23 protein-coding genes are annotated in these 21,108 nt (G+C 41.5%); 14 read left to right on the top strand and 9 right to left on the bottom strand.

All coding sequences use genetic code 11. The features are described from left to right. The first annotated feature begins 24 nt into the window (after positions 1 to 24). Positions 25 to 927 (top strand): magnesium transporter CorA family protein, encoded by a 903-nt coding sequence (locus tag PQG45_RS09420; RefSeq protein ID WP_316070755.1) that lies wholly within the window; start codon positions 25 to 27, stop codon positions 925 to 927. Between the two features lie 22 nt (positions 928 to 949). On the opposite strand, the gene PQG45_RS09415 is transcribed toward PQG45_RS09420, so the two are convergent. After that, positions 950 to 1,129, bottom strand: a complete 180-nt coding sequence (locus tag PQG45_RS09415; RefSeq protein ID WP_315574436.1) for a hypothetical protein — start codon at positions 1,127 to 1,129, stop codon at positions 950 to 952. Positions 1,130 to 1,643: 514 nt separating this feature from the next. Between PQG45_RS09415 and PQG45_RS09410 the strand changes: the two genes are divergently transcribed. Next, positions 1,644 to 3,338 (top strand): alpha/beta hydrolase-fold protein, encoded by a 1,695-nt coding sequence (locus PQG45_RS09410; protein WP_316070754.1) that lies wholly within the window; start codon positions 1,644 to 1,646, stop codon positions 3,336 to 3,338. A gap of 206 nt (positions 3,339 to 3,544) precedes the next feature. Here the strand turns inward: PQG45_RS09410 and PQG45_RS09405 are convergent, their stop codons facing one another. Then, the gene (locus PQG45_RS09405) at positions 3,545 to 4,675 is read right to left on the bottom strand and encodes a Fic family protein (RefSeq protein ID WP_316070753.1); all 1,131 of its coding nucleotides are present in this window, start codon (positions 4,673 to 4,675) and stop codon (positions 3,545 to 3,547) included. A 100-nt stretch (positions 4,676 to 4,775) separates the two neighbouring features. Here PQG45_RS09405 and PQG45_RS09400 point away from each other — a divergent pair, with 100 nt between their 5' ends. From PQG45_RS09400 to PQG45_RS09385, 4 genes are all read left to right on the top strand, one after another. After that, positions 4,776 to 5,420, top strand: coding sequence for a DUF4386 domain-containing protein (locus PQG45_RS09400; RefSeq protein WP_316070752.1), 645 nt, complete (start codon positions 4,776 to 4,778; stop codon positions 5,418 to 5,420). A 69-nt stretch (positions 5,421 to 5,489) separates the two neighbouring features. Then, entirely contained in the window at positions 5,490 to 5,825 is a 336-nt protein-coding gene (locus tag PQG45_RS09395) for a type II toxin-antitoxin system RelE/ParE family toxin (protein ID WP_316070751.1), read from the top strand. A 4-nt stretch (positions 5,826 to 5,829) separates the two neighbouring features. Next, positions 5,830 to 6,123: a helix-turn-helix domain-containing protein gene (locus tag PQG45_RS09390; RefSeq protein WP_316070750.1), complete on the top strand. Its 294-nt coding sequence runs from the start codon at positions 5,830 to 5,832 to the stop codon at positions 6,121 to 6,123. Between the two features lie 4 nt (positions 6,124 to 6,127). Beyond that, positions 6,128 to 6,913: a PhzF family phenazine biosynthesis protein gene (locus PQG45_RS09385; RefSeq protein WP_316070748.1), complete on the top strand. Its 786-nt coding sequence runs from the start codon at positions 6,128 to 6,130 to the stop codon at positions 6,911 to 6,913. Positions 6,914 to 7,309: 396 nt separating this feature from the next. Here PQG45_RS09385 and PQG45_RS09380 read toward each other — a convergent pair whose 3' ends face one another. Beyond that, on the bottom strand, positions 7,310 to 7,642 hold the full coding sequence (locus PQG45_RS09380) for a winged helix-turn-helix transcriptional regulator (protein WP_316070747.1): 333 nt from the start codon (positions 7,640 to 7,642) through the stop codon (positions 7,310 to 7,312). A gap of 87 nt (positions 7,643 to 7,729) precedes the next feature. On the opposite strand from PQG45_RS09380, the gene PQG45_RS09375 reads away from it, so the two are divergent. From PQG45_RS09375 to PQG45_RS09365, 4 genes are read left to right on the top strand one after another with little or no spacing between them, the layout of a single operon-like run. Further along, complete coding sequence (locus PQG45_RS09375; protein ID WP_316070746.1) at positions 7,730 to 8,245, top strand: DinB family protein; 516 nt, start codon at positions 7,730 to 7,732, stop codon at positions 8,243 to 8,245. A gap of 55 nt (positions 8,246 to 8,300) precedes the next feature. Then, positions 8,301 to 8,438 (top strand): DUF2256 domain-containing protein, encoded by a 138-nt coding sequence (locus PQG45_RS11850; RefSeq protein WP_252624661.1) that lies wholly within the window; start codon positions 8,301 to 8,303, stop codon positions 8,436 to 8,438. After that, positions 8,413 to 8,706 (top strand): TIGR03643 family protein, encoded by a 294-nt coding sequence (locus PQG45_RS09370; RefSeq protein WP_316070745.1) that lies wholly within the window; start codon positions 8,413 to 8,415, stop codon positions 8,704 to 8,706. The genes PQG45_RS11850 and PQG45_RS09370 overlap by 26 nt, the downstream gene beginning before the upstream one ends. Further along, complete coding sequence (locus PQG45_RS09365) at positions 8,706 to 9,782, top strand: FAD-binding domain-containing protein (protein ID WP_316070744.1); 1,077 nt, start codon at positions 8,706 to 8,708, stop codon at positions 9,780 to 9,782. The genes PQG45_RS09370 and PQG45_RS09365 overlap by 1 nt, the downstream gene beginning before the upstream one ends. Here the strand turns inward: PQG45_RS09365 and PQG45_RS09360 are convergent. Together PQG45_RS09360 and PQG45_RS09355 are read right to left on the bottom strand one after the other, a co-directional pair. After that, on the bottom strand, positions 9,762 to 11,198 hold the full coding sequence (locus PQG45_RS09360) for a cryptochrome/photolyase family protein (protein WP_316070743.1): 1,437 nt from the start codon (positions 11,196 to 11,198) through the stop codon (positions 9,762 to 9,764). The genes PQG45_RS09365 and PQG45_RS09360 overlap by 21 nt on opposite strands. Further along, on the bottom strand, positions 11,195 to 12,658 hold the full coding sequence (locus PQG45_RS09355) for a cryptochrome/deoxyribodipyrimidine photo-lyase family protein (protein WP_316070742.1): 1,464 nt from the start codon (positions 12,656 to 12,658) through the stop codon (positions 11,195 to 11,197). The genes PQG45_RS09360 and PQG45_RS09355 overlap by 4 nt, the downstream gene beginning before the upstream one ends. Positions 12,659 to 12,743: 85 nt before the next feature. Between PQG45_RS09355 and PQG45_RS09350 the strand changes: the two genes are divergently transcribed. Then, on the top strand, positions 12,744 to 13,373 hold the full coding sequence (locus PQG45_RS09350) for a hypothetical protein (protein ID WP_315574412.1): 630 nt from the start codon (positions 12,744 to 12,746) through the stop codon (positions 13,371 to 13,373). Here PQG45_RS09350 and PQG45_RS09345 read toward each other — a convergent pair. From PQG45_RS09345 to PQG45_RS09335, 3 genes are all read right to left on the bottom strand, one after another. Next, complete coding sequence (locus PQG45_RS09345) at positions 13,368 to 13,919, bottom strand: PIN domain-containing protein (RefSeq protein WP_315574410.1); 552 nt, start codon at positions 13,917 to 13,919, stop codon at positions 13,368 to 13,370. The genes PQG45_RS09350 and PQG45_RS09345 overlap by 6 nt on opposite strands. Continuing rightward, positions 13,919 to 14,371: a helix-turn-helix domain-containing protein gene (locus PQG45_RS09340; protein WP_315574408.1), complete on the bottom strand. Its 453-nt coding sequence runs from the start codon at positions 14,369 to 14,371 to the stop codon at positions 13,919 to 13,921. The genes PQG45_RS09345 and PQG45_RS09340 overlap by 1 nt, the downstream gene beginning before the upstream one ends. A 66-nt stretch (positions 14,372 to 14,437) precedes the next feature. Next, positions 14,438 to 16,441 (bottom strand): glycoside hydrolase family 3 protein, encoded by a 2,004-nt coding sequence (locus PQG45_RS09335; RefSeq protein ID WP_316070741.1) that lies wholly within the window; start codon positions 16,439 to 16,441, stop codon positions 14,438 to 14,440. Between the two features lie 62 nt (positions 16,442 to 16,503). Here PQG45_RS09335 and PQG45_RS09330 point away from each other — a divergent pair, with 62 nt between their 5' ends. Together PQG45_RS09330 and PQG45_RS09325 are read left to right on the top strand one after the other, a co-directional pair. Next, the gene (locus tag PQG45_RS09330; RefSeq protein ID WP_316070740.1) at positions 16,504 to 17,151 is read left to right on the top strand and encodes a DUF1801 domain-containing protein; all 648 of its coding nucleotides are present in this window, start codon (positions 16,504 to 16,506) and stop codon (positions 17,149 to 17,151) included. Between the two features lie 59 nt (positions 17,152 to 17,210). Next, positions 17,211 to 17,702 (top strand): helix-turn-helix domain-containing protein, encoded by a 492-nt coding sequence (locus PQG45_RS09325; RefSeq protein WP_315574403.1) that lies wholly within the window; start codon positions 17,211 to 17,213, stop codon positions 17,700 to 17,702. Between the two features lie 44 nt (positions 17,703 to 17,746). Here PQG45_RS09325 and katG read toward each other — a convergent pair whose 3' ends face one another. Further along, entirely contained in the window at positions 17,747 to 19,912 is a 2,166-nt protein-coding gene (katG, locus tag PQG45_RS09320; protein WP_316070783.1) for a catalase/peroxidase HPI, read from the bottom strand. Positions 19,913 to 20,179: 267 nt separating this feature from the next. Between katG and PQG45_RS09315 the strand changes: the two genes are divergently transcribed. Continuing rightward, on the top strand, positions 20,180 to 21,076 hold the full coding sequence (locus tag PQG45_RS09315; protein ID WP_316070739.1) for a LysR family transcriptional regulator: 897 nt from the start codon (positions 20,180 to 20,182) through the stop codon (positions 21,074 to 21,076). Positions 21,077 to 21,108: the final 32 nt, after the last annotated feature.

Here is a 21,108-nt window from a genome sequence, read left to right as displayed (position 1 = left end):
ATTTTTGATTTTCTCTAGACTATTATGGCAATCGTAAAATCAACATGTCCTAACCAAAAGCTTGAATGGGTTGACCTCACGGCACCCACATCCTCCGAATTAGAGGAAATCAGTCAGGTATATGGCTTGAATAAATACGCGACTTTTGCTTGTCTGCAACCAGACCACCTTCCTAAACACGAGGATATAGATGGAACACACTTTATCATTACGAGGGTGCTCATTCCAATTAGGGCTGGACAATCGGTTTCTATTCAATCAATCTCGACTAAAATTGCCTTTTTTTACCGCCCCGGGTTATTAATTACCGTGCATCGTTTGCCTCATGCATTTATGGACGAGGTCAAGGAAAAGCTTTTTGACAAGGGCGATTTTAAGCGAGTGGAATCCATTGTTGCCAAAATGCTTTGGCATATTTTACATTCCTATGAAACACCGGCGGTGCGCTTATCGAACGAGCTAGATGATTTTGAAAGCAAAGTGTTTTCGCAGAATTTGACTCCTGAGATGCTGTCTGAATTATACCAAATCAAACGCAAATCGCTAATGAGTAAAAAGCTATTATTGTTTAGTCAGGAGGCGGTTAGTTCCATTAAATTACCAGATTCCGAATCGGATGACTTGCAGGACACACGCGATTTGCATTTAAAGTTGTTGAACATCTATGATCAGATTCATGAAGATGTATCCAATTTGGTGAATTTTTACTTGTCGATTTCCGCGCAGAAGACGAATGATGTGATTAAGGTCTTGACGATTTTCTCCGTATTTTTTATGCCATTAACCTTTGTGGCGGGGATTTATGGGATGAATTTTGATTACATGCCAGAGCTAAGAGAACGCTGGGGTTATCCGGCATTACTCGGGTTTATGATGCTGCTCAGCGGTTTGATTTATGTGTGGTTTAGGCGGAAGAAGTGGTTATAAAGGAGTCAAGTTTTGGACAGGCTTAAAGCTTGATGTCTTCGGGCTTAATGTGTTGGATTTTGCTGTCGCGGGAAACGACGAGATTGGTGCCTTTTTCCATTTTCAATTTTTTTAATTGAGCTGGAATTTTTTTCATCGCAGTAACGATACGATTGTATTCGTCCTCTTTTTGGCCTATTGGTTTTGCTTGAGTTGATGCCATTTCAATGGGTGGTTTATGATGATGGATTCATCGATGAATTTATGTGCAATGGGTAATGGTATCGAATTGGTCGAGTCAAATATCATGAAATTGTCTACGATGGGCAAGTAGATTTGGAATAAATTCTTGATTCCTGCTTTATATCGTCGCTTAATGGTATCAGTAGGTATATGATGACCACCTTCTTTGACTCGAATGAAAATGCGTTGAATGGCGAGTTCAACGGAGTTTAGCTAAAGGAATTGTATAGTAGTTTCATTTTCTAAAATTCAAAATGCTTTTAATTACTACTAATACCAGATAAAGCTGAGATATTTAGGTTAAGTCGATCAACTACGTATCGTCAATTTATATCAAGAGCTAATTTAAATAAACGAGCATTATTCAGGCTTTTTAATTAACAAAAAAGCTTATAGTCTCATATGATTTAGCCTGTTCATTCTTGTAAATAGCCCGTAAGAAAAAAGATGTATATTTGGAATGATGATATCAAAATGACTAATAAATCACTTTTATGAAATTATTAATCTCTTCAATTTTAGTTTTGATTACCTTTTCCTCGTTTAGTCAGGAATTAAGTAAAATAAAGGTTACCGTTCCAAATAAAACCGATGAAGTGTTTATCACTGGAAATCAAGAAAATTTAGGTAATTGGAAGCCTGATAAGATTAAACTGAATAGGGTTTCAGAATTTGAAAGGGAGATTTCTCTGGATTTATCATATCCTTCGGAATTTAAGTTTACTCGTGGAAGTTGGGAAACAGAAGGTTATACCTCAAATTATTGGGAAGTAAAATCTAATCTTAAGATTACGGGTAACACATCAACCATCTACTCTTATAAAATATTGAGTTGGAAGGATTCAAAACAAGATGTAGGAAGTTTTAATTTTGACTTTAAAATAACGAACAATTTCTCACCAACATTCAATGAAACCCGAACGATTGGAATCAAATTACCAAATAACTATAATCCACTCAAGAAATACCCAGTTGTTTACGTTTTAGATGCCAACACCTTATTAAAACCATTTTTATTAAGTATTGAATTACTTTCAGAAAAATTTATTGGTGAGTCTGGCACCGATTATGGAAGAGATAACATTCCCGAAATTATTATTGTAGGAGTATTTCACAACAATAGAGGATATGAAACAGAACCAAAGTTTGACTATTCTACCGATAAGTCATTATATTTAAAGGGTTCTGAAAAATTGAAAAATTATCTGTTCAACGAACTTGTTCCTATGATAAATTCACAATATCAAACTTCAGAACACAATAGTATTGTTGGTCATTCAAACACAGGACATCTTGTTCTAAATCTCCCATTTTTTAACAATAATCCTTTTAAAAATATTGTGGCATTATCAGTCAATTCAGAATCTGAATATTTTAAAAATATGATTTTTGATTACGTCAAAACTTCAAAAGAAAATGTTTTTTTAGGTTATGGAACCTTAGATGATGGTTTTAATGAATTAGGAGAAAAACTAAATGATAAAATTAAAAATAACGAAATAAGTAATTCGAATTTAAAAGTTGAATCATTTGAAGGTTCACATAATCAACTACCAGCACTTGCCACCTCATCATCTGTTAAATTTCTTTTTCGTCACTACAAAAACTTTACAAACTTTAATTATAAATCTTCATTACCCGACTTTTCCATATCAAAATATTGTGAAGAGTATAAGGAGGAGAATAAAAAATACGGATTATCAATCGATGTAAGTAGTTCAGATTTGTTCAATTTTGCCGAGAAGTTAGTAAAGAGAAATAACATTGAGTTATTTAGAAAGGTCATAGAATATTCAAATAATCAAAATGATAAAATCCCAAATCATTTAATTTTTTGGTTATCGTTGCAATGTAAAGATTATGAAACTTCAGATAAAATGATTGAAATAATCTCGAAAACCGAGATTGAAGAAGATTATTACCATTTATATGCGGATTTCCCTTTGTATTCAAATTATTTACTTCAAGTTAAGAAATCACCAGATACATTATTCAGATTGATAAATCATATGTATGAAAATTCGGAAGAATATAAACTGGAATTCTCATATTATTGTGCAAAAGTTTTGATTGAATCCAATACCCAAAAGTCAAAATCAAAATCTTTTTTACAATTCTGTAGAAAGAATTTTAAAGAGAATAGAATTTTCAAATTAGAAGACTTGGATATGTTATCAACGAAACGTTAGAATGTTTAATTTATGGATTAAAATCATGTAGTTAAATTTTGAACTTCACCAAAACATCCCGCTGCTCATCAACGCCCACTTGAAATAGGTTTTCTCCAAATTTTCCTCAGATTTTTTGCAGATTTGTTTCCACAAAGGTTTGTCGGCCGATGGCCTGTAAAGCAGCGAGATCGGTCACGTTAGCTCGACGGATTTGAAGGCCTAGATTAGGCATTTTTTTGGCCACTTAACAGGGTAAACAATTTTTTGTGCTCATAAAAATTCTCTCGTCCTATTTTATGTTTTACTAAGATTTTCGCGTTGACTAATTCTTCTAAATAGCGAATGGAGGTATTTCTACTTACACCTAAGTCTTGCTGTATGTATTCAATTTTAGTGTAAGGGTATTTGAAAAGACTATTAATCAGATCTTGGCTGTATATTTTGGGGGCAAATGTTCTAATTTGATTTTTTTGTTCTTGCATTAAAAACCGGAGCGCTTGGATTAATATTATCCCCTCCTTTGCTGTTTTTTCAACCCCATTTAATACAAATAGTAACCATTCTTCCCATGATCCTTTTGTACGAATTTCTTGAAGTAAACGGTAATAGTCGTTTTTGTGTGTAATGATGTAGCTACTTAGGTAAAGAATAGGCAAAGTTAAGAGTCCTTTTTGGACCAAATACAATACATTAATGATGCGTCCCGTTCGACCATTACCGTCATAAAAGGGGTGAATACTTTCAAATTGATAATGAATAATAGCCATCTTTATTAACGGATCTATATCCATCATCGAATCATCATTCATAAATAACTCTAAATTCTTCATCAACTCGATTATGGTACTATAGTCTTGCGGTGGAGTATAAATAACTTCACCAGTTTGATCATTTAACAATTTTGTGCCGGGGAGCTTTCTAAAACCAGCATTGTTTTGTTCAACGACTTCTTGAACTTGTAGGATAAAGTTAATTGTTAATAATCCATTTGTTTTAACGAGTTCGAAACCTTCAATTAATGCTTTTGCATACTGATGAACCTCTTTAGCCGCGGCGCTGGTAAACTGTTGGTTTTGAAAATTACTTCTGTAAATTTCATCAAACGTACTGATGATATTCTCAATGGCAGAGCTTTCTCTTGCTTCCCGTAGGGCTAAGGTTTGTAACAGAATATGTTCGTTCGGTAGGCTACTTATGACGCCTTTAAACTCTGCCAAAGCCTGATGAGCTAAGGCGGATTTACGCAAAACAGCTTTGGTTTCTATATCCCGATCCAAAGGCAAAAAAGGGATTTTTGTCATTTCCATTTCTAAATATAACCCAAAATGTTGATTATTTGGGTTGTGTTGATTCAATATAACCCAAATAATCAATACCTTGGTTTATATCAAAGTAAAGGCTTGCCGTTCAAATAATAATCAGTTTTGCTAAAGTAAAATTGACTTACTTGCTTCCATGACAGCATCGCGCAAAACTTCCCTGACCGCCGGTATTCTTTACCTGCTCACCTTTATTTCCATCCCCACTTTATCGCTTTACCACGAAATTCACCAACCGAATTTTATATTAAGTGCTGCGCCAACGAGTGATGTGGTGTTGGGGGGAATTTTGGAATTGGTCATGGCTTTGGCTTGTATCGGGACGGCATTGGTTTTTTACCCGGTATTAAAAAAGCAAAATGAGACTTTAGCTCTGGGTTTTGTAGCCGCTCGGATATTGGAAGCAACCTTGATATTTGCAGGGGTATCGAGTTTATTGACGGTCTTGAATTTGCGTTCTTTAGGCGCAGACGTACAAGTATTGTCCCGTGGATTCGTGATGCTCTATGACCGTTTGTTTTTGATTAGCCAAAGTTTCATTCCCGCTGTCAATGCCTTGCTTTTAGGAACACTGCTCTACCAAACACGTCTCGTTCCTCGCATTTTGCCCATCATCGGGATCGTCGGCGCCTTTACTTTGGTCGCCGGGGATGTCGCAGTTTTGTATGGTCTTTTTGATCAGCGCGCACCTTTGGCGGGTCTATCTGCCGTTCCGATTGCGCTGTGGGAATTTTCATTGGGGATTTATTTGACGGTGAAGGGGTTTAAGTTGGCCGACTGAAACGATGAAATAATTTTCTGAACCAAACGGAAAAGTTGTATTTTAAGTTAACTTTGTGGATTCCTAACCATGAAACCTGTTCGAGAAGTTATTTTCTTTGGCACGTATTTTTCAACATTTTTTGAAAGTCAGACCGAGAAGGTAAAGGAGAAAATCGATTATGTTTTATTTGTCTTAACTCATACGGAGCGGGTTCCCGATAAATTCTTAAAGCATTTAAGCGGGCACGAGGATTTATATGAAATTCGAGTGAGTTATGCTGGTAATATTTTTCGAATCTTTTGTTTTTTTGATCATGGAAAGTTGGTTGTTTTATTGAACGGATATCAGAAGAAATCTCAAAAAACAGCTGTTCGAGAAATTGAACTAGCCAAAAAATTGAAAGAAGCATATTTTAATCTTTGATTATATGAAAAAGCTAATTAGCCTTGATGAACATTACACGGATCGTTACGGACCTGAAGGTTCTTCGAAACGAGCGGATTTTGAAGTGCGCGCCAAAGCTTTTTTGATTGGTGAATTAATCAAAGAGGAACGAAAAAAGGCGCACATGACGCAGGATCAATTAGCTGATAAAATAGGCGCCAACAAGAGTTTTATTTCGCGCATTGAAAACGGTAAAACGGATATTCAATTGTCTACATTTTATCGACTTATTGAATTTGGCCTAGGCAAAAAACTTGATTTAAATATCAGCGAGTAATTCCATGAAAATACCAATTTACCAAGTTGACGCATTCACCAACGAACGTTTCAAAGGCAATCCCGCAGCGGTTTGTCCTTTGGATGTTTGGCTTCCGGATGCCGTGATGCAGAACATCGCGCAGGAGAATAATTTAGCCGAAACGGCTTTCATCGTTCCGAATGGGAATGAAGTTGAAATCCGATGGTTTACGCCCACGGTCGAAGTGGATTTGTGTGGACACGCAACCTTGGCAAGTGCCTATGTCTTGTTCCATGAATTGGCTTATGCTAAAGACCAAATCAACTTTATTTCTCCGCGTAGTGGACCCTTAACTGTATCAAAAAACGGTTCTGTTTTAGCCCTGAATTTTCCCGTAGATTCCTTAACGGAATTGCCTATTCAAGCTGTGCATGCCATCGGATTATCTCAGACGCCGCGTCTCGTTTTCAAAGGCAAGACGGACTACCTTTTTGTCTATGATTCAGAGGCAGATATCCTCAACTTGCAACCCGATTTCGAAGCATTAAAAGCCCATGATGTTCGAGGAATTATCGTCACCGCTCCCGGTGAAACGACGGATTTTGTTTCGCGTTTTTTTGGCCCGGCTTGTGGCGTAAATGAGGATCCAGTGACTGGTTCGGCACATACGACTTTGACGCCTTATTGGGCTGGGGTGTTTGGGAAAACGGAATTAACGGCCCGCCAACTCTCCCAACGAACGGGAGACTTAACTTGCAAATTGCTGGGAGATCGCGTAGAGATTGCCGGGGAGGCCGTGTTGTATTTGCGAGGCGAGATTGAAGTGTAATAGGTTAATTATAAGCATATTGGATTTTAATACAGAAATTAAATTTTAATTTTGTACTTCAATAATTCTTCAATTAAGGAAAACTTTTCAAATACTGAAAAACGAGTTGTTTTTTTTCAAAAGCAATTGAAGAAAGCGATGCCTGCGGTTAGACAACAAATTAAGGTCTACGAGTCTCATGTTAAATCAGGTAGTACGAATAAATCCCCTAAAGTAGCACCTCAATTCAATAATGCATAAGCCAAAGTTATTGGTCATTGCAGGGTGTAATGGATTTGGGAAGTCCTCGTTTTCCAAGTATTTAGTCCCATCTAAGACTTCATCTTTTTTGACTATGATTTCTATAAATTATGGATGTTTGAAACTCTTTTTTTCAAATATGATCAAGTAGTCTAATTAACTTACAATCGACTTCGCAAAGTGTGAATTACCCCAGTTGGCAACTTCCATTAAAACCGGCATTAAACTGAGACCTGCTGCTGTTAATTTGTATTCCACCCGTGGTGGTAATTCATCATACTCCATGCGTTCGATCAGTCCTAACGTTTCTAGATCTTTCAATTCTTTGGAAAGCACTTTATTTGAAATCGCAGGCATCAATTGATTTAATTTGCCAAAACGGATTGTCTTATCCGCAATACAATTCAATATGATGGGTTTCCATTTTCCGCCGATAATTGACATGGTACGCGTAACGGGACATTGGAATGGATTATCGATAAAACGCATATACTGGTTACTTACAGGTTACTACTAATTGATTTCTAGTTACAAATGTATACCAATATTCCTTAGCTTTGAAAAAAATAAATGAACATGAAAAAACTACTCGCCTTTTTTGCCATCCTTGCCATGGCCACCAGCTTAACTGCTCAAACTCCTAAAGCGAACCTTTTGAAAGACTGGGAACGCGCTCGTGCCTATACGCAAGAGTATTTAGATGCAATGCCCGAAACGGGTTATGCCTTAAAGCCAACCAAAGAAATGCGTTCTTTCGCTGGTCAAATGCTTCACATTGCGGATGCCAATTACGGTATTGTTGGAACCGCTACGGAAGTTACTCCAACCGTAAAAGATCTAGAAAAGTCGAATGATGTCGCAAAAGCGAGCGTTACGGAGAAAGTCTTAGCTTCATATGATTTTGCCATCAATGCCATCAAAAATTACCCAGATGCGAAATGGGCTGAGATGATTAAATTATTCAACCGTTTCGACGTAACACGCGGACAAGTCATCGACAAAGCTTTCGAACACCAAACGCATCACCGCGGCCAAACAACCGTTTACATTCGCTTAGCGGGTGCGACTCCTCCCGCAGAGAAGTTGTTCTAGCCTGAAACATTCTTTCTAGAAAAGGGTTTGTCTATTACAGGCAAGCCCTTTTTTTATGCAAGGCGTTAAAAAACAACATTTACCCTCCAAAACCTGCCCCGTTTGCAATCGCCCTTTTGCCTGGCGCAAGAAGTGGGAGAAGAATTGGGACCAAATTATCTATTGTGGTGAAAAGTGCAGACGTAGCAAATAAGTTTACCGACGAGGACATTGACCGGATCATTCAAATGGCCTGGGAAGATCGCACGCCTTTTGAGGCGATCGAATTTCAGTTTGGCCTAAAGGAAAAGGAGGTCATCGAATTCATGCGCTTGAATAGCAAGGATTCTAGTTTCCGCATGTGGCGAAAACGGATGAGTGGCCGCGGTACCAAACACCTACAAAAACGCGTGGCTGTGGACCCTCGATTTAAATGCACCTTGCAGCGCAGCATCAGCATGAATAAAATCAGCAAGCGCTAATGAAGTTTTCGACAAAATTCGAAGAAGTACATGCGCAAATCGACCGATTTGACGTAGCGAAATATGCACGTTCACGTAATTTTATCACCGGTGGCGTGTCTTATTTATCCCCCTATTTATCCCGCGGATTTATCACGGTTCCACAAGTCGTTCAACGATTGAAAAACCGTGGAATTGGTTTGGAACAAGCGGAAAAATTCATCCAAGAATTAGCCTGGCGCGAGTTTTATACGCGCACGTGGTTTCAAAAAGGCGATGCTATTTTTGAAGACATTCGCCATCCGCAAGCGGGCATCGAGCGCTTTGGAGTTCCTAAAGCGTTGCTCGAATCTACTACTGGAATTCAAGCTTTAGATGGGGCTTTAAAGAACTTCCCAGAAACAGGTTACCTACACAATCACCTGCGGATGTACCTCGCCGGAACGATTTGTAATGTGGCCAAATACCATTGGTTGGAACCCGCCCAATGGATGTATTATCATTTGTTGGATGGTGATTTGGCGAGTAATGCGCTGAGTTGGCAATGGTGCGTCGGGACCTTCAGCAATAAGCTGTATTATGCGAACCAAGAAAATATTAATCGCTACACGGGTAGCCAGCAAAGAGGAACATATTTAGATTTCGAATACGAGGATTTGCCTGCGCAATCGGTCCCCCAACATCTACAAAGCTCGGTCGAAGCATCGCTTCCATTTACCCCGCCTACGACGAAGCCGCTCGAATTAATTGATGGAATTCCCACCTTCATCTACACCCATTATACGTTGGATCCGACCTTTCACGAGGGCGAGGCAGGTAACCGGATTTTGATCTTGGAACCGAGTCATTTTGCGAAGCACCCGATGGCGCCCAAAACGATCGATTTCATTCTTTCACTCGCCGAAAACATACCAGGTTTGCAGGTGTATTATGGAGAATATGCGTCGCTTCCTGTCAAAGGAATTTTCCGAGATCATCCCATCAATGCCCATTTTCAAGGAGTACGAGAGGTGCACCCGTCGCTTGCTCCGGGTTTACAAGGGGAATTCAATAGCTTCTTTTCTTTTTGGAATAAACTAAGCAAACAGCTGAGCTAGAAAGTTTTCAGCGTTGTTTAAATGGGTTTCCTTTTTTTCCAAAGGCATTTTATCCCAAGTGCTAATCAGCATCGCCCATCTCGGATTTTTGCGGAAGGTCTCACGTTGTTTATCCAAGAATCGCCAAAACAAACCATCCCAAATTTCCTGCCATTCTCCCTTCGGATAATCGCTCATTTTCAGGATGTAATTGGACCCGCAGATATAAGGTTTGGTCGTCATCAAACCGCCATCGCTGAATTGCGACATGCCGTATATGTTCGGCACCATCACCCAGTCATAAGCATCGATGTACATTTCCATGAACCAGCGATAGACCGCATCGGGCTTGATTTCGCATAATAACATAAAATTCCCCAGCACCATCAGTCGTTCGATGTGGTGGTTATAGCCCGTTTTTAAGAGCTTGCGGATTGTTTGGTCGATGGGTTCCACGCCTGTCGTTCCGGAGTAAAAGGCCGCCGGCATCCCCTGCGTAAATCCCCAATAATTCGTGGTGCGCTGTTGGACCCCGATTTTCCGATATAACAATTGGACAAATTCCCGCCATCCGACTACCTGTCGGATGAATCCCTCCAAACTATTTAGCGGTGCTTTCGAATGCGCGACACGTTCGATAACCTGCGTAGGATTCAACAAGCCCACATTAATTAACGGACTTAAAATACTGTGGAATAAGGTCTTTTCTTGTGCCTTAATCGCATCCTCATAATCGCCAAAAAGCGGAATCCGTTCCCGAATAAATTGGTCTAGTGCTGCTAGAGCTTCTGTATGCGTCACTGGAAAATAGGCTCCGGAAAAAGGCATCTCGCTCGAGCCCGGATTGTCTGGAAAATGCTTAGCGACGTAGTCGATTGCCTCGCTAATATATGCGTTTGAAACAGTTGGAAATGGTGCCGGAATGAACGTATTTTTCGGTATTTTCTTCCGATTTTCCGTGTCATAGGTCCATTGGCCTCCCATCGGTTTGCCGTCTGCTTCCAGTAGTATTCCACGGTCTTTTCGCTGCTGGGTGTAGAAGGCCGTTTGGTAATAGGGCTTGCGGCTGCCGAGCAGTGAGGTGTCGGTATTGAGGAAGTTGGGGCTGGCTAATAAGCGGATATCACCAGCTCGACGAAGGCGTCGCTCCAACAAATAATCATTCGGGTCGAACAAGCTTATCGCGCCTTCGATGGAAGAAACCAGAGCGACTTCTGAAGCGCGCGGATCTTGCGCATCGATGTATTCGACTCTTTTTCCCGCGGTGCGCAAGCGGTCCGCAAAGGCCTGCATACTCGCTCGGTGGAAGAGTATTTTCTGCTTGTGAAAATCATATTGTTTGAAGAACAAATCCGATTCGACAAGGTAAAAAACCTCAGCTTCTTGCGTGAGCGTTTCTTCAAACAATTGATGTGGAAAGATCAGAAATGCGCTCATTTATTGACGTGTTTTTCGAGGATACGCGCCCCCTCTTGTCGGGCCTTTTTCGTTTTCCGTAATCCCCAAACTTGGTCGGAAGCCGTTTTTCTTGTCGCACTTAAATCCACCACGGGAGCAGGGTAATCCACGCCTATTTTAACTCCATACAAAGTCTGTTCCATGTCACTTAATTTCCAAGGTTCATGAATCAACGTGGATGGTACCGCAGCTAATTCCGGTACCCATTTTTTGATGAAGACCCCGTCAGGATCATGTGCATAAGAATTCTTAATCGGGTTATAAATCCGGATCGTGTTGATGCCAGTCACGCCCGCTTGCATTTGAATTTGCGGGTAGTGAATGCCCGGTTCGTAATCGAGAAATTGGCGTGCAAGAAAATGCGCCAAATCCCGCCAATCTTGCCAAAGGTTAAAGACAAAAAACGATACAACCATGGCGCGCATCCGGAAATTTAAATAGCCCGTTGCGACCACGCAGCGCATGCAAGCATCGATCAGTGGAACGCCGGTTTGGCCGTTTTGCCACGCCTGAATCAAGAACTCATCGCGTGGTTTTTCTAGCGCCTGATAGGCTTTATTCACGGGCTCAAACTCCATCCTGGACTCATCCTCAAACTTCTGCATGAAATGCCCCTGCCAGTGCAGTCGGGACGTGAAATTGGAGAGTGCACGTTTGTTCGAAGCGGTTTTGTAATGCTGCATGGTGTAGGTATAGGCCATGCGCATGGATATATTTCCGTAGGCTAAATAGGGGGAGATGCGGCTGCATGCCCGCCGACTAGCCTCTGGTTTGCTGATGGAAAAGCTATAATTTTTATGACGCGTTTCGATGAAACTTTTCATGTATTTCCAACCCCAGTATTCGCCGCCTTCTTGGAAAATAGGATTGCGCGTTTTGAATTCAAGAGGTAGTTCGGGGCCTTTACAAGTCTCGTAGAATTCATGCGATAGTTGCAACAAATTCCAATTGTCTTCGCGCACAAAAAAGGGTTCGTGTTTCATCGTTTCTTCCCAGCGTTGTTGCCACGTTTTGCGGGATTTTAATTTACGAATGACGCCACCTGTCCGCGTTTCTTTCCAGGCAATATTTTCGAGCGCGCAAAAAGCAGATACCGCTTTGTCCCGCTGAAAACTCAAATCATTCCCAATCTCCTGGTGGGAGAAAATTTGGCGTATGTCAAATTGTTCTGCCAAAGCCTGAAACACGGGGAGTACTTCATGATGGAAAATATATAGGGTCCCGTTTCGATCCTCCAAACGCCCCTGCATTTCCATCAAAGACTCATGTACAAATCGCCAGTGCCGTAGATCGCTGTCGGGGAACGCAATCATCGATGGCTCAAAAAAATAGACCAATAACACCGGAATATTTTCCTCCAAAGCCCGATACAAAGGTTCGTGATCCGTAAAGCGGAGATCACGTTTAAACCAGACGATATTGATGGGTGATTTGGACATACATAGGTAACTGAAAAAGCCCTTGGTTGTTTTCGGAAAGGGAAATACCTATTTTTGCACCGATTTAATCCCCTAATGTATCAAAATGAAACAATTGTTGGCCCTCTGCCTTATCCTCGCTGCTTTTTCACTTAACGCCCAAACAGGAAGTATTGAAATGAGTACCGGTGGGTTCTCGTTTATTCCTGCTTTTACCTCGAAAGAGCCCAATATTATCATTAACGCGAGTACAAATCCGAAAAAAAGATTGACGGGTTCCTTGATGTACATGATGCGGATGAAGAGCATGACACCTACTACGGTGGCTTTGTTTACGCGTTACCGATTTATCGATAAGAAATTCAAGGCGATTGTGGGTATTCATATTCCGGCGTTTCAAATGACGGAAGATTATGAGGTGACGAGTTTCTTTGGTCGGGAATTAACAATGTCTTATCCGGTCAACGAAAAGTTAACGCTTGGATCTTTCATCTTAAACGGGAATGCGCGTAACACGGATTTCAAGGTGACTTTGGTGTCTGGAAATACCAATTACCACCACAAAAAGTGGAATTTTTTGACGCAAGGCTACTACTTGACTGTGGGGGATTTAACGGGTGTCGCCGAGACGATCTCTTATGACATCAACAAGCATTTTCAGGCCAAAGCCTTTGGTAATTATACGCTTACAGACGGGCAGGTGATTGGGACGGTGGGCTTGAAATATAACTTATAGGCCTTTTATATAATGGCTTGTTTGAATCAAACCCAATTTCTCAAAAATAGCTAATACTTCTGTTTTAGATAATGGAGGGTGTTTCAATCGCTTAATTTGGTTTTCTAAAGCGAAATTTGCTAGGGCCTCTTGCTCTCGGAAGAGGTTTAAGATAAAAGAATCTGGATTGATTGCCTCGATGTAAAATTGTCTAAGCTGATCATTTGGAAAGTCTTTTAAATTGAATGTGATGATGTAGCTTGAATCGCTTGAAATCGCTGTTGCCAAAACATGGATGTCATCTTGATCAGGTAAACTTACCGAGCTAATAATATTTGCATCACTTGATACATTTGCGTCTGGAAAGGCTTTGTTCATCGCTTCAATGGTCAAGGCTAATTTCGGAAGTGATAATTCTGGTCTTTTAATTAAAAGGTTTCGAATCCATTCTTCATTGATTTTGGCTGACCAAAATGGTTTAAACAGGCCAACATCCGCTAGGCTAAGTAACAAATCACGAAGTGGAGCTGGGTATATTACGCAAGCATCTAAGACCGCCTTTATCATTAATATCCCAAGGAATCTTCCTGTGCCTGCCTAGCAATTAGTGCTAAATTTGCTTCCCTCGATTTTTTCAATTCCCTTTGGTAAGCAACCAAATCTTCTTGCAATACCCTCCGGTGGCTACCCACTTTAAAATAAGGAATTTCCCCCTCTTCCATCAAATGAACGACATGTGGCCTAGAAACCTGCAGTAAATCAGCAGCCTCTTGAGAACTTAATGCGGAATCTGAGGGAATAATTGTAAACGCTTTCCCTTCTGCAATTAATTTCAACATTTCCTCAATTATAGGAATTGCACGATCGGGCAATTGGGCGCTCGTATTAGTTTCTTTAAAGTGGAGGTTTACGCGAATTTTTCTTTTCGTTCGATAACCTCTACGCTCCTTTCGAACTAGCTCAAAAGTTGCCTTGGCTAATTTTTGATCCGTAAGGCTTAGTTTTTCTAAAGCGTGCATAATTTTTGTTTATTTCGATTAAAACTAATTAATTAATCGAAATAAACAAAACAGCTTACTGATATTCTAATACGTTAACCCATGCCCAAACGCAAACAATCCGTAGCCTCCGCCTTCCATGTGCCCTGGAACGTCTGATTTATTGGCCTCTACAGCTGCTTGGCTAATTGGCGTCGTAAATGGCATTTTACCCGTTGGCTTATAGGCACCCGTCACGATATCCAACAAAGCATCTTGCGTGGTACCAAATGTCGCAATCACCGATGTAGCTTTTCCTTTATCGATTTCCTCAATGACCCATGGGTTCGAGTAGTTGATTGCCACGATCGTAGGTTTGGCATGTAAGATTTCATTGACGTGATTCACATCAATGCGGTTTTTAGACAAATTAAGGTCGATTTTTGAGCCTTGCGAACTGAATAAGCCACCAGCGGTAGGTACCAACCAAAGTAAAACGACATCAGCCTCTTCTTTGGTATTCACAAATTCCAAGCCTGGATAGTTGGGTTTCGATACCTTAATCGCTTCCCCCGCATTGCGTCCAGATTGGAAAAAAGTCTCAAAATATACTTTGGTATTCTTCGCGAGCGGAAGACGCTTTTCGTCGTTGCGTAACAAGACAATTGATTTACGTAAGGCCAAATTAGCCGATGCCACCGCTTCCGCATTACCAATCGTTTTCACAGCTTCCTCTACATTCACATAGGGATTCTCAAAAAGGCCTAAGTCGAATTTCTCTTTTAATAATTTTGCCACCGATTGGTTAATGCGCTCCTCTTTAATTAAGCCTTTTTTAACTACTTCAATCAACGTGGTAGGATCCGCTGCACCGGAGAAAATATCAACTCCAGCATTCAAGGCTTTTTGGTAGCGTTCCTCAATGCTCAAATTTTCGACTCCCCAAGGCATCATTTCTATCGGTCCCGTATCGGAATTAATAATGCCTTGGAAGCCCAATTTACCTTGCAATAAATCGCCGATCATCGCTTTGTTGAACGAGAATCCAACCTCCTCAAATTCCTTGCCTTTCGGTGCAGAATAGTAAGGCATAATGGCTGATGTTCCTGCGGCAATTGCGGCCTTAAATGGTTTCACATGGTAGTCAAACATCCCGCCTGGGTAATGGGCAAATTTCCCCCAATCAAAATGTGAATCTTGACCATCTACTTGAGGGCCGCCTCCCGGAAAGTGTTTGGTGGTCATCGCCACCGAAGTGTTTGACAATTTATTTCCTTGAAAGCCTAAAACGATTTGGGTAATCATATTGGATGTTAAATCCGCATCTTCTCCGAAGGTTCCTTCGACACGACCCCATCGAGGTTCTGTGGCTAAGTCGGCCATGTACATGTATCCCTTACGCAATCCTACGGCACGCCATTCTTTGGCAGCTGTTTCGGCAAATTTACGTGTTAAATCAAAGTCGCGCATGGCAGCTAAGCCTAATTCACCCGGCCATTTGGAGAATGCGGTAAGTCCTACACTTAGGCCAACCGACGCATCCGTTGTCACGTGGTTACGTGGATTAGAGGCAACGATGGCCGGGATGCCTAGCCGTGAACTTTCGCAGAGTTCTTGTAGGTTGTTTGACCATTTGGCCATAATCTCGGGCGATGCACTGGCGCGTAAAATGAAATGGCGCAAGTGGAATTGGGTTACGCCTTTGGTTGTTCCGGCTGCCGACATATTTGGGGATGCCAAAGGTTTCCGGGTAAACATATTCGTATTTTGAACTAAATCTTCTTCATTAAATCCTTCGGTGATAGTCGTTTTAGGACCACCTCCTTGCACGCCGTTTGAAAATACTTGATCTCCTCCCATGCGGGTGGTGCTGATGAGCATGAAACCCAATTTTTCCTCGAGGGTCATTTGGGATACCAAATCCTTTACACGTACGTCTACCGGCAAACGCCAGTCTTCGTATTTATCCAAATTATTGTTTTTGTTGAGATCTTTAAAAGACAATTTTCCTACACGCAACGTAGGGGATTTCATGGCGACAAGGACCGGCTGCGTTTGAGCTAGCAATGAACTAGAGGCAAAAAGCAAGGCAATAAGCACACGTGATTTCATAGGTTTTTTCTTTCTTTGTATGCTAAAGGTGAAACTTTATAATTTCTAATCAAGAAATAACGATGAAAGACCCGAATGTTGACGAATTCCTACAAAGTGCCGACCAATGGTCTCAAGAAATGACCTATTTGCGTCGAATTTTATTGGATTGCTTATTAATCGAGACATATAAATGGCAAACGCCTGTCTATATGTTTGGCACAAAAAATTTGATAGCCATTTCAGGTTTAAAAGAGCATTGTGCCTTGAACTTTTTTAATGGAGCACTCATACGTGATGAGGAGGGAATATTAATCAAACCCGGCGAGCATACGCAATTAGGCCGCTGGATGAAGTTCGGTTCTGTTCAGGAAATAATTGCCAAAGAAGATCTGATCAAAGCATATGTTTTCGAAGCGATGGAGGCGCAAAGGTTAGGAATTACGCTCGAAAAGCCAGCGGAAATACCACATCCAGAAGAATTATCGGCAATCTTGGATAAAAAGCCTGCGCTAAAAGCGGCCTTTGAAAAATTAACACCGGGTCGGCAGCGCGCCTATCTTCGGTTTTTTACAGATAGTAAACAATCGGCCACTCGTACTTCTCGCATCGAGAAAAATGAAAAGTATATCCTAAAAGGAATCGGATTAACCGATTGCATTTGTGGGTTAACGAAGCGAAAACCGAGTTGCGACGGCTCGCATCGTGCGATTGAAAACTTTAAGAGATGACGTAAAGAAGTCATACAAAAGGCGTTTGTATAGTCTATTTTAAACCTCAATTTTGGCCCATGAATTTTGGAGAACAATTAAAGGAAATCCGTACCTCGAAGGGCTTTACGCAAATCGAGCTTTCTGAAAAATCAGGGATCGCCCTGCGCACGGTGCAACGCATGGAGCGAAACGAAGGAAAGCCGAGCTTGTATTCCATGAATGCGATCGGCGAAGTCTTAGGGGTGAATTTGACTTTGTTGTATGCTCCGGATGACGAAACCGAAAAACGAAATATCATGGAAAGTACAGACCAACAATTATGGGCGATTGCGAGAAGCCGTGCCAAATTTAAAAGAAGCCTTAGCGCTTATGCATTAGTGATTCCCTTTCTTTGGATCATCTGGTATATTACCATGCCGAGCGAAATCAGGTGGAATCACCTTCCTTGGCCTGTTTGGCCGATGCTGGGTTGGGGATTAGGATTAGGTATTCAATATGCCAAAGCCTATGTGATCGAAGCGGATTCCTTGGAACAAAAGGAGTACAATAAGTTGAAAGCGAAGCAATAAAAAAAAGCCGGCCCAATCGAGCCGGCTTTTCAATCAAACCCTAGTTATTTATATTGTAAATCGAAGCGATCTAGGTTCATCACTTTGGTCCATGCCGCTACGAAATCCTTCACAAATTTCGTTTGTGAATCCTTCGTTGCATAGACTTCAGCAAGTGCACGAAGCTCTGAGTTCGAACCAAAAATCAAGTCGGCACGTGTCGCTGTCGCAACCGGAGCACCCGTCTTTGCATTCGTTCCTGCGAATTCTTCTTTCGTGTCGTTGGTTGGTTTCCAAGTGGTTCCCATTTCCAATAAGTTCACAAAGAAATCGTTCGTTAACGCATCTTTTTTCGTTGTAAATACGCCGTGTTTCGAACCATTGTAATTCGTGTTCAAGACACGCATACCACCTGTTAATACCGTCATTTCTGGGGCAGTTAAGGTTAATAATTGTGCTTTGTCCACGAAGATTTCCTCTGTCGAAAGCTTGTAACGCGTTTTCAAGTAGTTGCGGAAACCATCACCCATCGGCTCTAATAGGTCGACCGAAGCAATGTCCGTTTGTGCTTGTGAAGCATCCATACGACCCGGTGTAAAAGGAACCGTTGTTTTCACGCCTGCATTCGCCGCTGCTGTTTCTACTGCTGCCGATCCTCCTAAGACGATCAAGTCGGCGATAGATACTTTTTTCTTACCTGATTTCGCATTGAATTCTTGTTGTATTTTTTCCAAAACCGCTAAGACCTTCTCTAATTGCTTTGGATTATTTACCTCCCAATTACGTTGTGGCAATAAACGGATACGTGCTCCGTTCGCTCCTCCGCGACGATCTGAGTGACGGTAAGTAGACGCTGACGCCCATGCCGTCGAAACCAATTCGCTAATCGATAATCCGGAATTCAACAACTTAACTTTCAAGGCTGCGATATCCGTTGCGTTGATCACTTCGTGGTTCAATGCTGGAATCGGATCTTGCCATACTAATTCCTCTTTTGGAACTTCGGGTCCTAAATACGTTGAGCTAGGACCCATGTCGCGGTGCGTTAATTTGAACCAAGCTTTGGCAAAAGCTTTCGCAAATACTTCCGGATTCTCTAAAAAGTTACGAGAGATTTTCTCGTAAATCGGATCTGCGCGCAAGGCGATATCCGTTGTCAACATGGTAGGCTTGTGGAAGGTATTTTTGTCAAAGGCATCGGGGATGATGTTTGGACTATCTTTCGCAATCCATTGGTTGGCACCCGCTGGGCTTTTTTCCAACGTCCACTCGTTGTTGAACAATAAATGCAAGTACCCAATGCCCCAACGAATTGGAGTCGATGTCCAAGTCACCTCTAAACCGGATGTAATGGCATCTTTTCCTTTACCTGATTTGTATGTGCTTTTCCAGCCCAAACCTTGTTCTTCAATTCCCGCTGCTTCTGGATCTGCGCCAACGTTCGTTGCTGGACCTGCACCGTGTGTTTTACCAAAGGTGTGTCCACCTGCGATTAAGGCAACGGTTTCTTCATCATTCATGGCCATGCGACCAAAGGTTTCGCGAATATCTTTCGCTGATGCTACTGGATCGGGAACGCCATTTGGCCCTTCAGGATTCACATAGATTAAACCCATTTGAACAGCCGCTAGAGGCGTCTCTAATTTACGATCACCTGTGTAGCGATTTTTGTCGTCTAACCATTTCTTCTCAGATCCCCAATATACGTTGGTTTCTGGCTCCCAAACATCTGTACGACCACCTGCAAAACCAAAGGTTTTAAAGCCCATGTTTTCCAAAGCAACGTTACCGGTTAACACCATTAAGTCAGCCCATGAAATTTTATCGCCGTATTTTTGTTTGATTGGCCACAATAAGCGACGCGCTTTATCAAGGTTTGTGTTATCTGGCCATGAATTCAATGGCGCAAAACGCTGTTGGCCTGCGCGTGAACCACCACGACCATCTCCTGAACGATAAGTTCCGGCACTGTGCCAAGCCATACGAACGAATAGTGGACCATAATTGCCAAAATCTGCCGGCCACCAATCTTGAGATTTGGTTAATACCGCCGCGATGTCTTTTTTCAAGGCAAAGTAGTCAAGGCTCTTAAATGCTTTGATGTAATTGAAGTCGGCCCCCATCGGATTTGACTTCTCTGAGTTTTGACGTAACATACCTACGTTCAATTGGCCTGGCCACCAGTCGTTATTCGTTGTTCCTGGCAGTTTCATGCCTGTATGCGGATTCATTCCCGCGTGTGGGTTAGCACCTGCAGCAGCGTGCGGATTAGCTCCTGCTGCTGCGTGCGGGTTTGCGGCAGCTGCCGCATGTGGATTTGCTGCTGCTGCCGGCTTAGCAGAATAATCCTGAGCTTTCACGGTCACAGAGGCCGCAATTGCGCTGATTAATAGTAGTTTTTTCATGATTCTTGATTTTTAGTGGTGCCAAATTAGTGGCAAATAATTTATAGAGAAAACTGAAATTTTCTATATTTGACATAGATAAAATCTATAACGATGAATATACAGCAATTAGAATACATATTGGCGGTTGACCAATTTAAAAGCTTCTCCAAAGCAGCGGATTATTGTCATGTTACGCAGGCGACTTTGAGTGCGATGGTGAAAAAACTGGAGGAGCAGCTTGATGTGGTGATTTTTGACCGGAAAGCAAACCCAATTGCAACGACGGAGAATGGACGGGAGATTTTGGTTCAGGCCCAACAAGTCGTTGCACATGCCAATGCACTGCTTTCTTCTTCCAAGGCCATTAATCAGAAAATTGAGGGGAAGGTTAAGTTGGGGATTATCCCAACGATTGCCAGTTCTGTTTTGCCATTGATTATGAAGAAGTTGGTGGATAAGTATCCAACGCTGCATTTGGAAATACATGAGGTAACGACGAATCAACTGGTTAAAGACTTGCGGGAAGGAAAATTGGATGTGGGTATTTTGAGTACGCCCATTGCTGCAACGGATTTGGAGACTTCTTTGTTGTATATGGAGGATTTACGCTTGTATGGGTATTTGCCTTCAGGTAAGAAGTCGATTTCAAAGTCGGAATTAAACCAACAGCGGATGTTTTTACTACAAGAGGGGCATTGTTTGCGGGATCAAATCATTCAATTGTGTGATTTAAAAAAGAATAAATCCTTGCCAGTGAATTTGTCAGTCGAGTCAAATACGTTTGATACTTTGTTGAATCTGGTGGATACATTTCAAGGAATGACTTTGCTACCCTCTTTGTATGCAAGGCAATTAAGCGAGACAAGGATGTGCCAATTAGTGGATATTCATGATGGCTCATTGAAAAGAGAAGTGAGTATATGTTATTACCGCCCTTATGCCAAATGGAATATCATTCGTCGCTTGCAAAGCGAAATCACAGAAATAGTGACTGATCATCTGAAATAATTCTTGGATTTATGTTTTTTCATGTTAGCTTT

This window comes from Aquirufa regiilacus (genome assembly GCF_032470275.1).
In the GTDB taxonomy this organism is placed as follows: Bacteria; Bacteroidota; Bacteroidia; order Cytophagales; family Spirosomataceae; genus Aquirufa; species Aquirufa regiilacus.
This window is presented reverse-complemented; position numbering and strand designations above follow the sequence as displayed.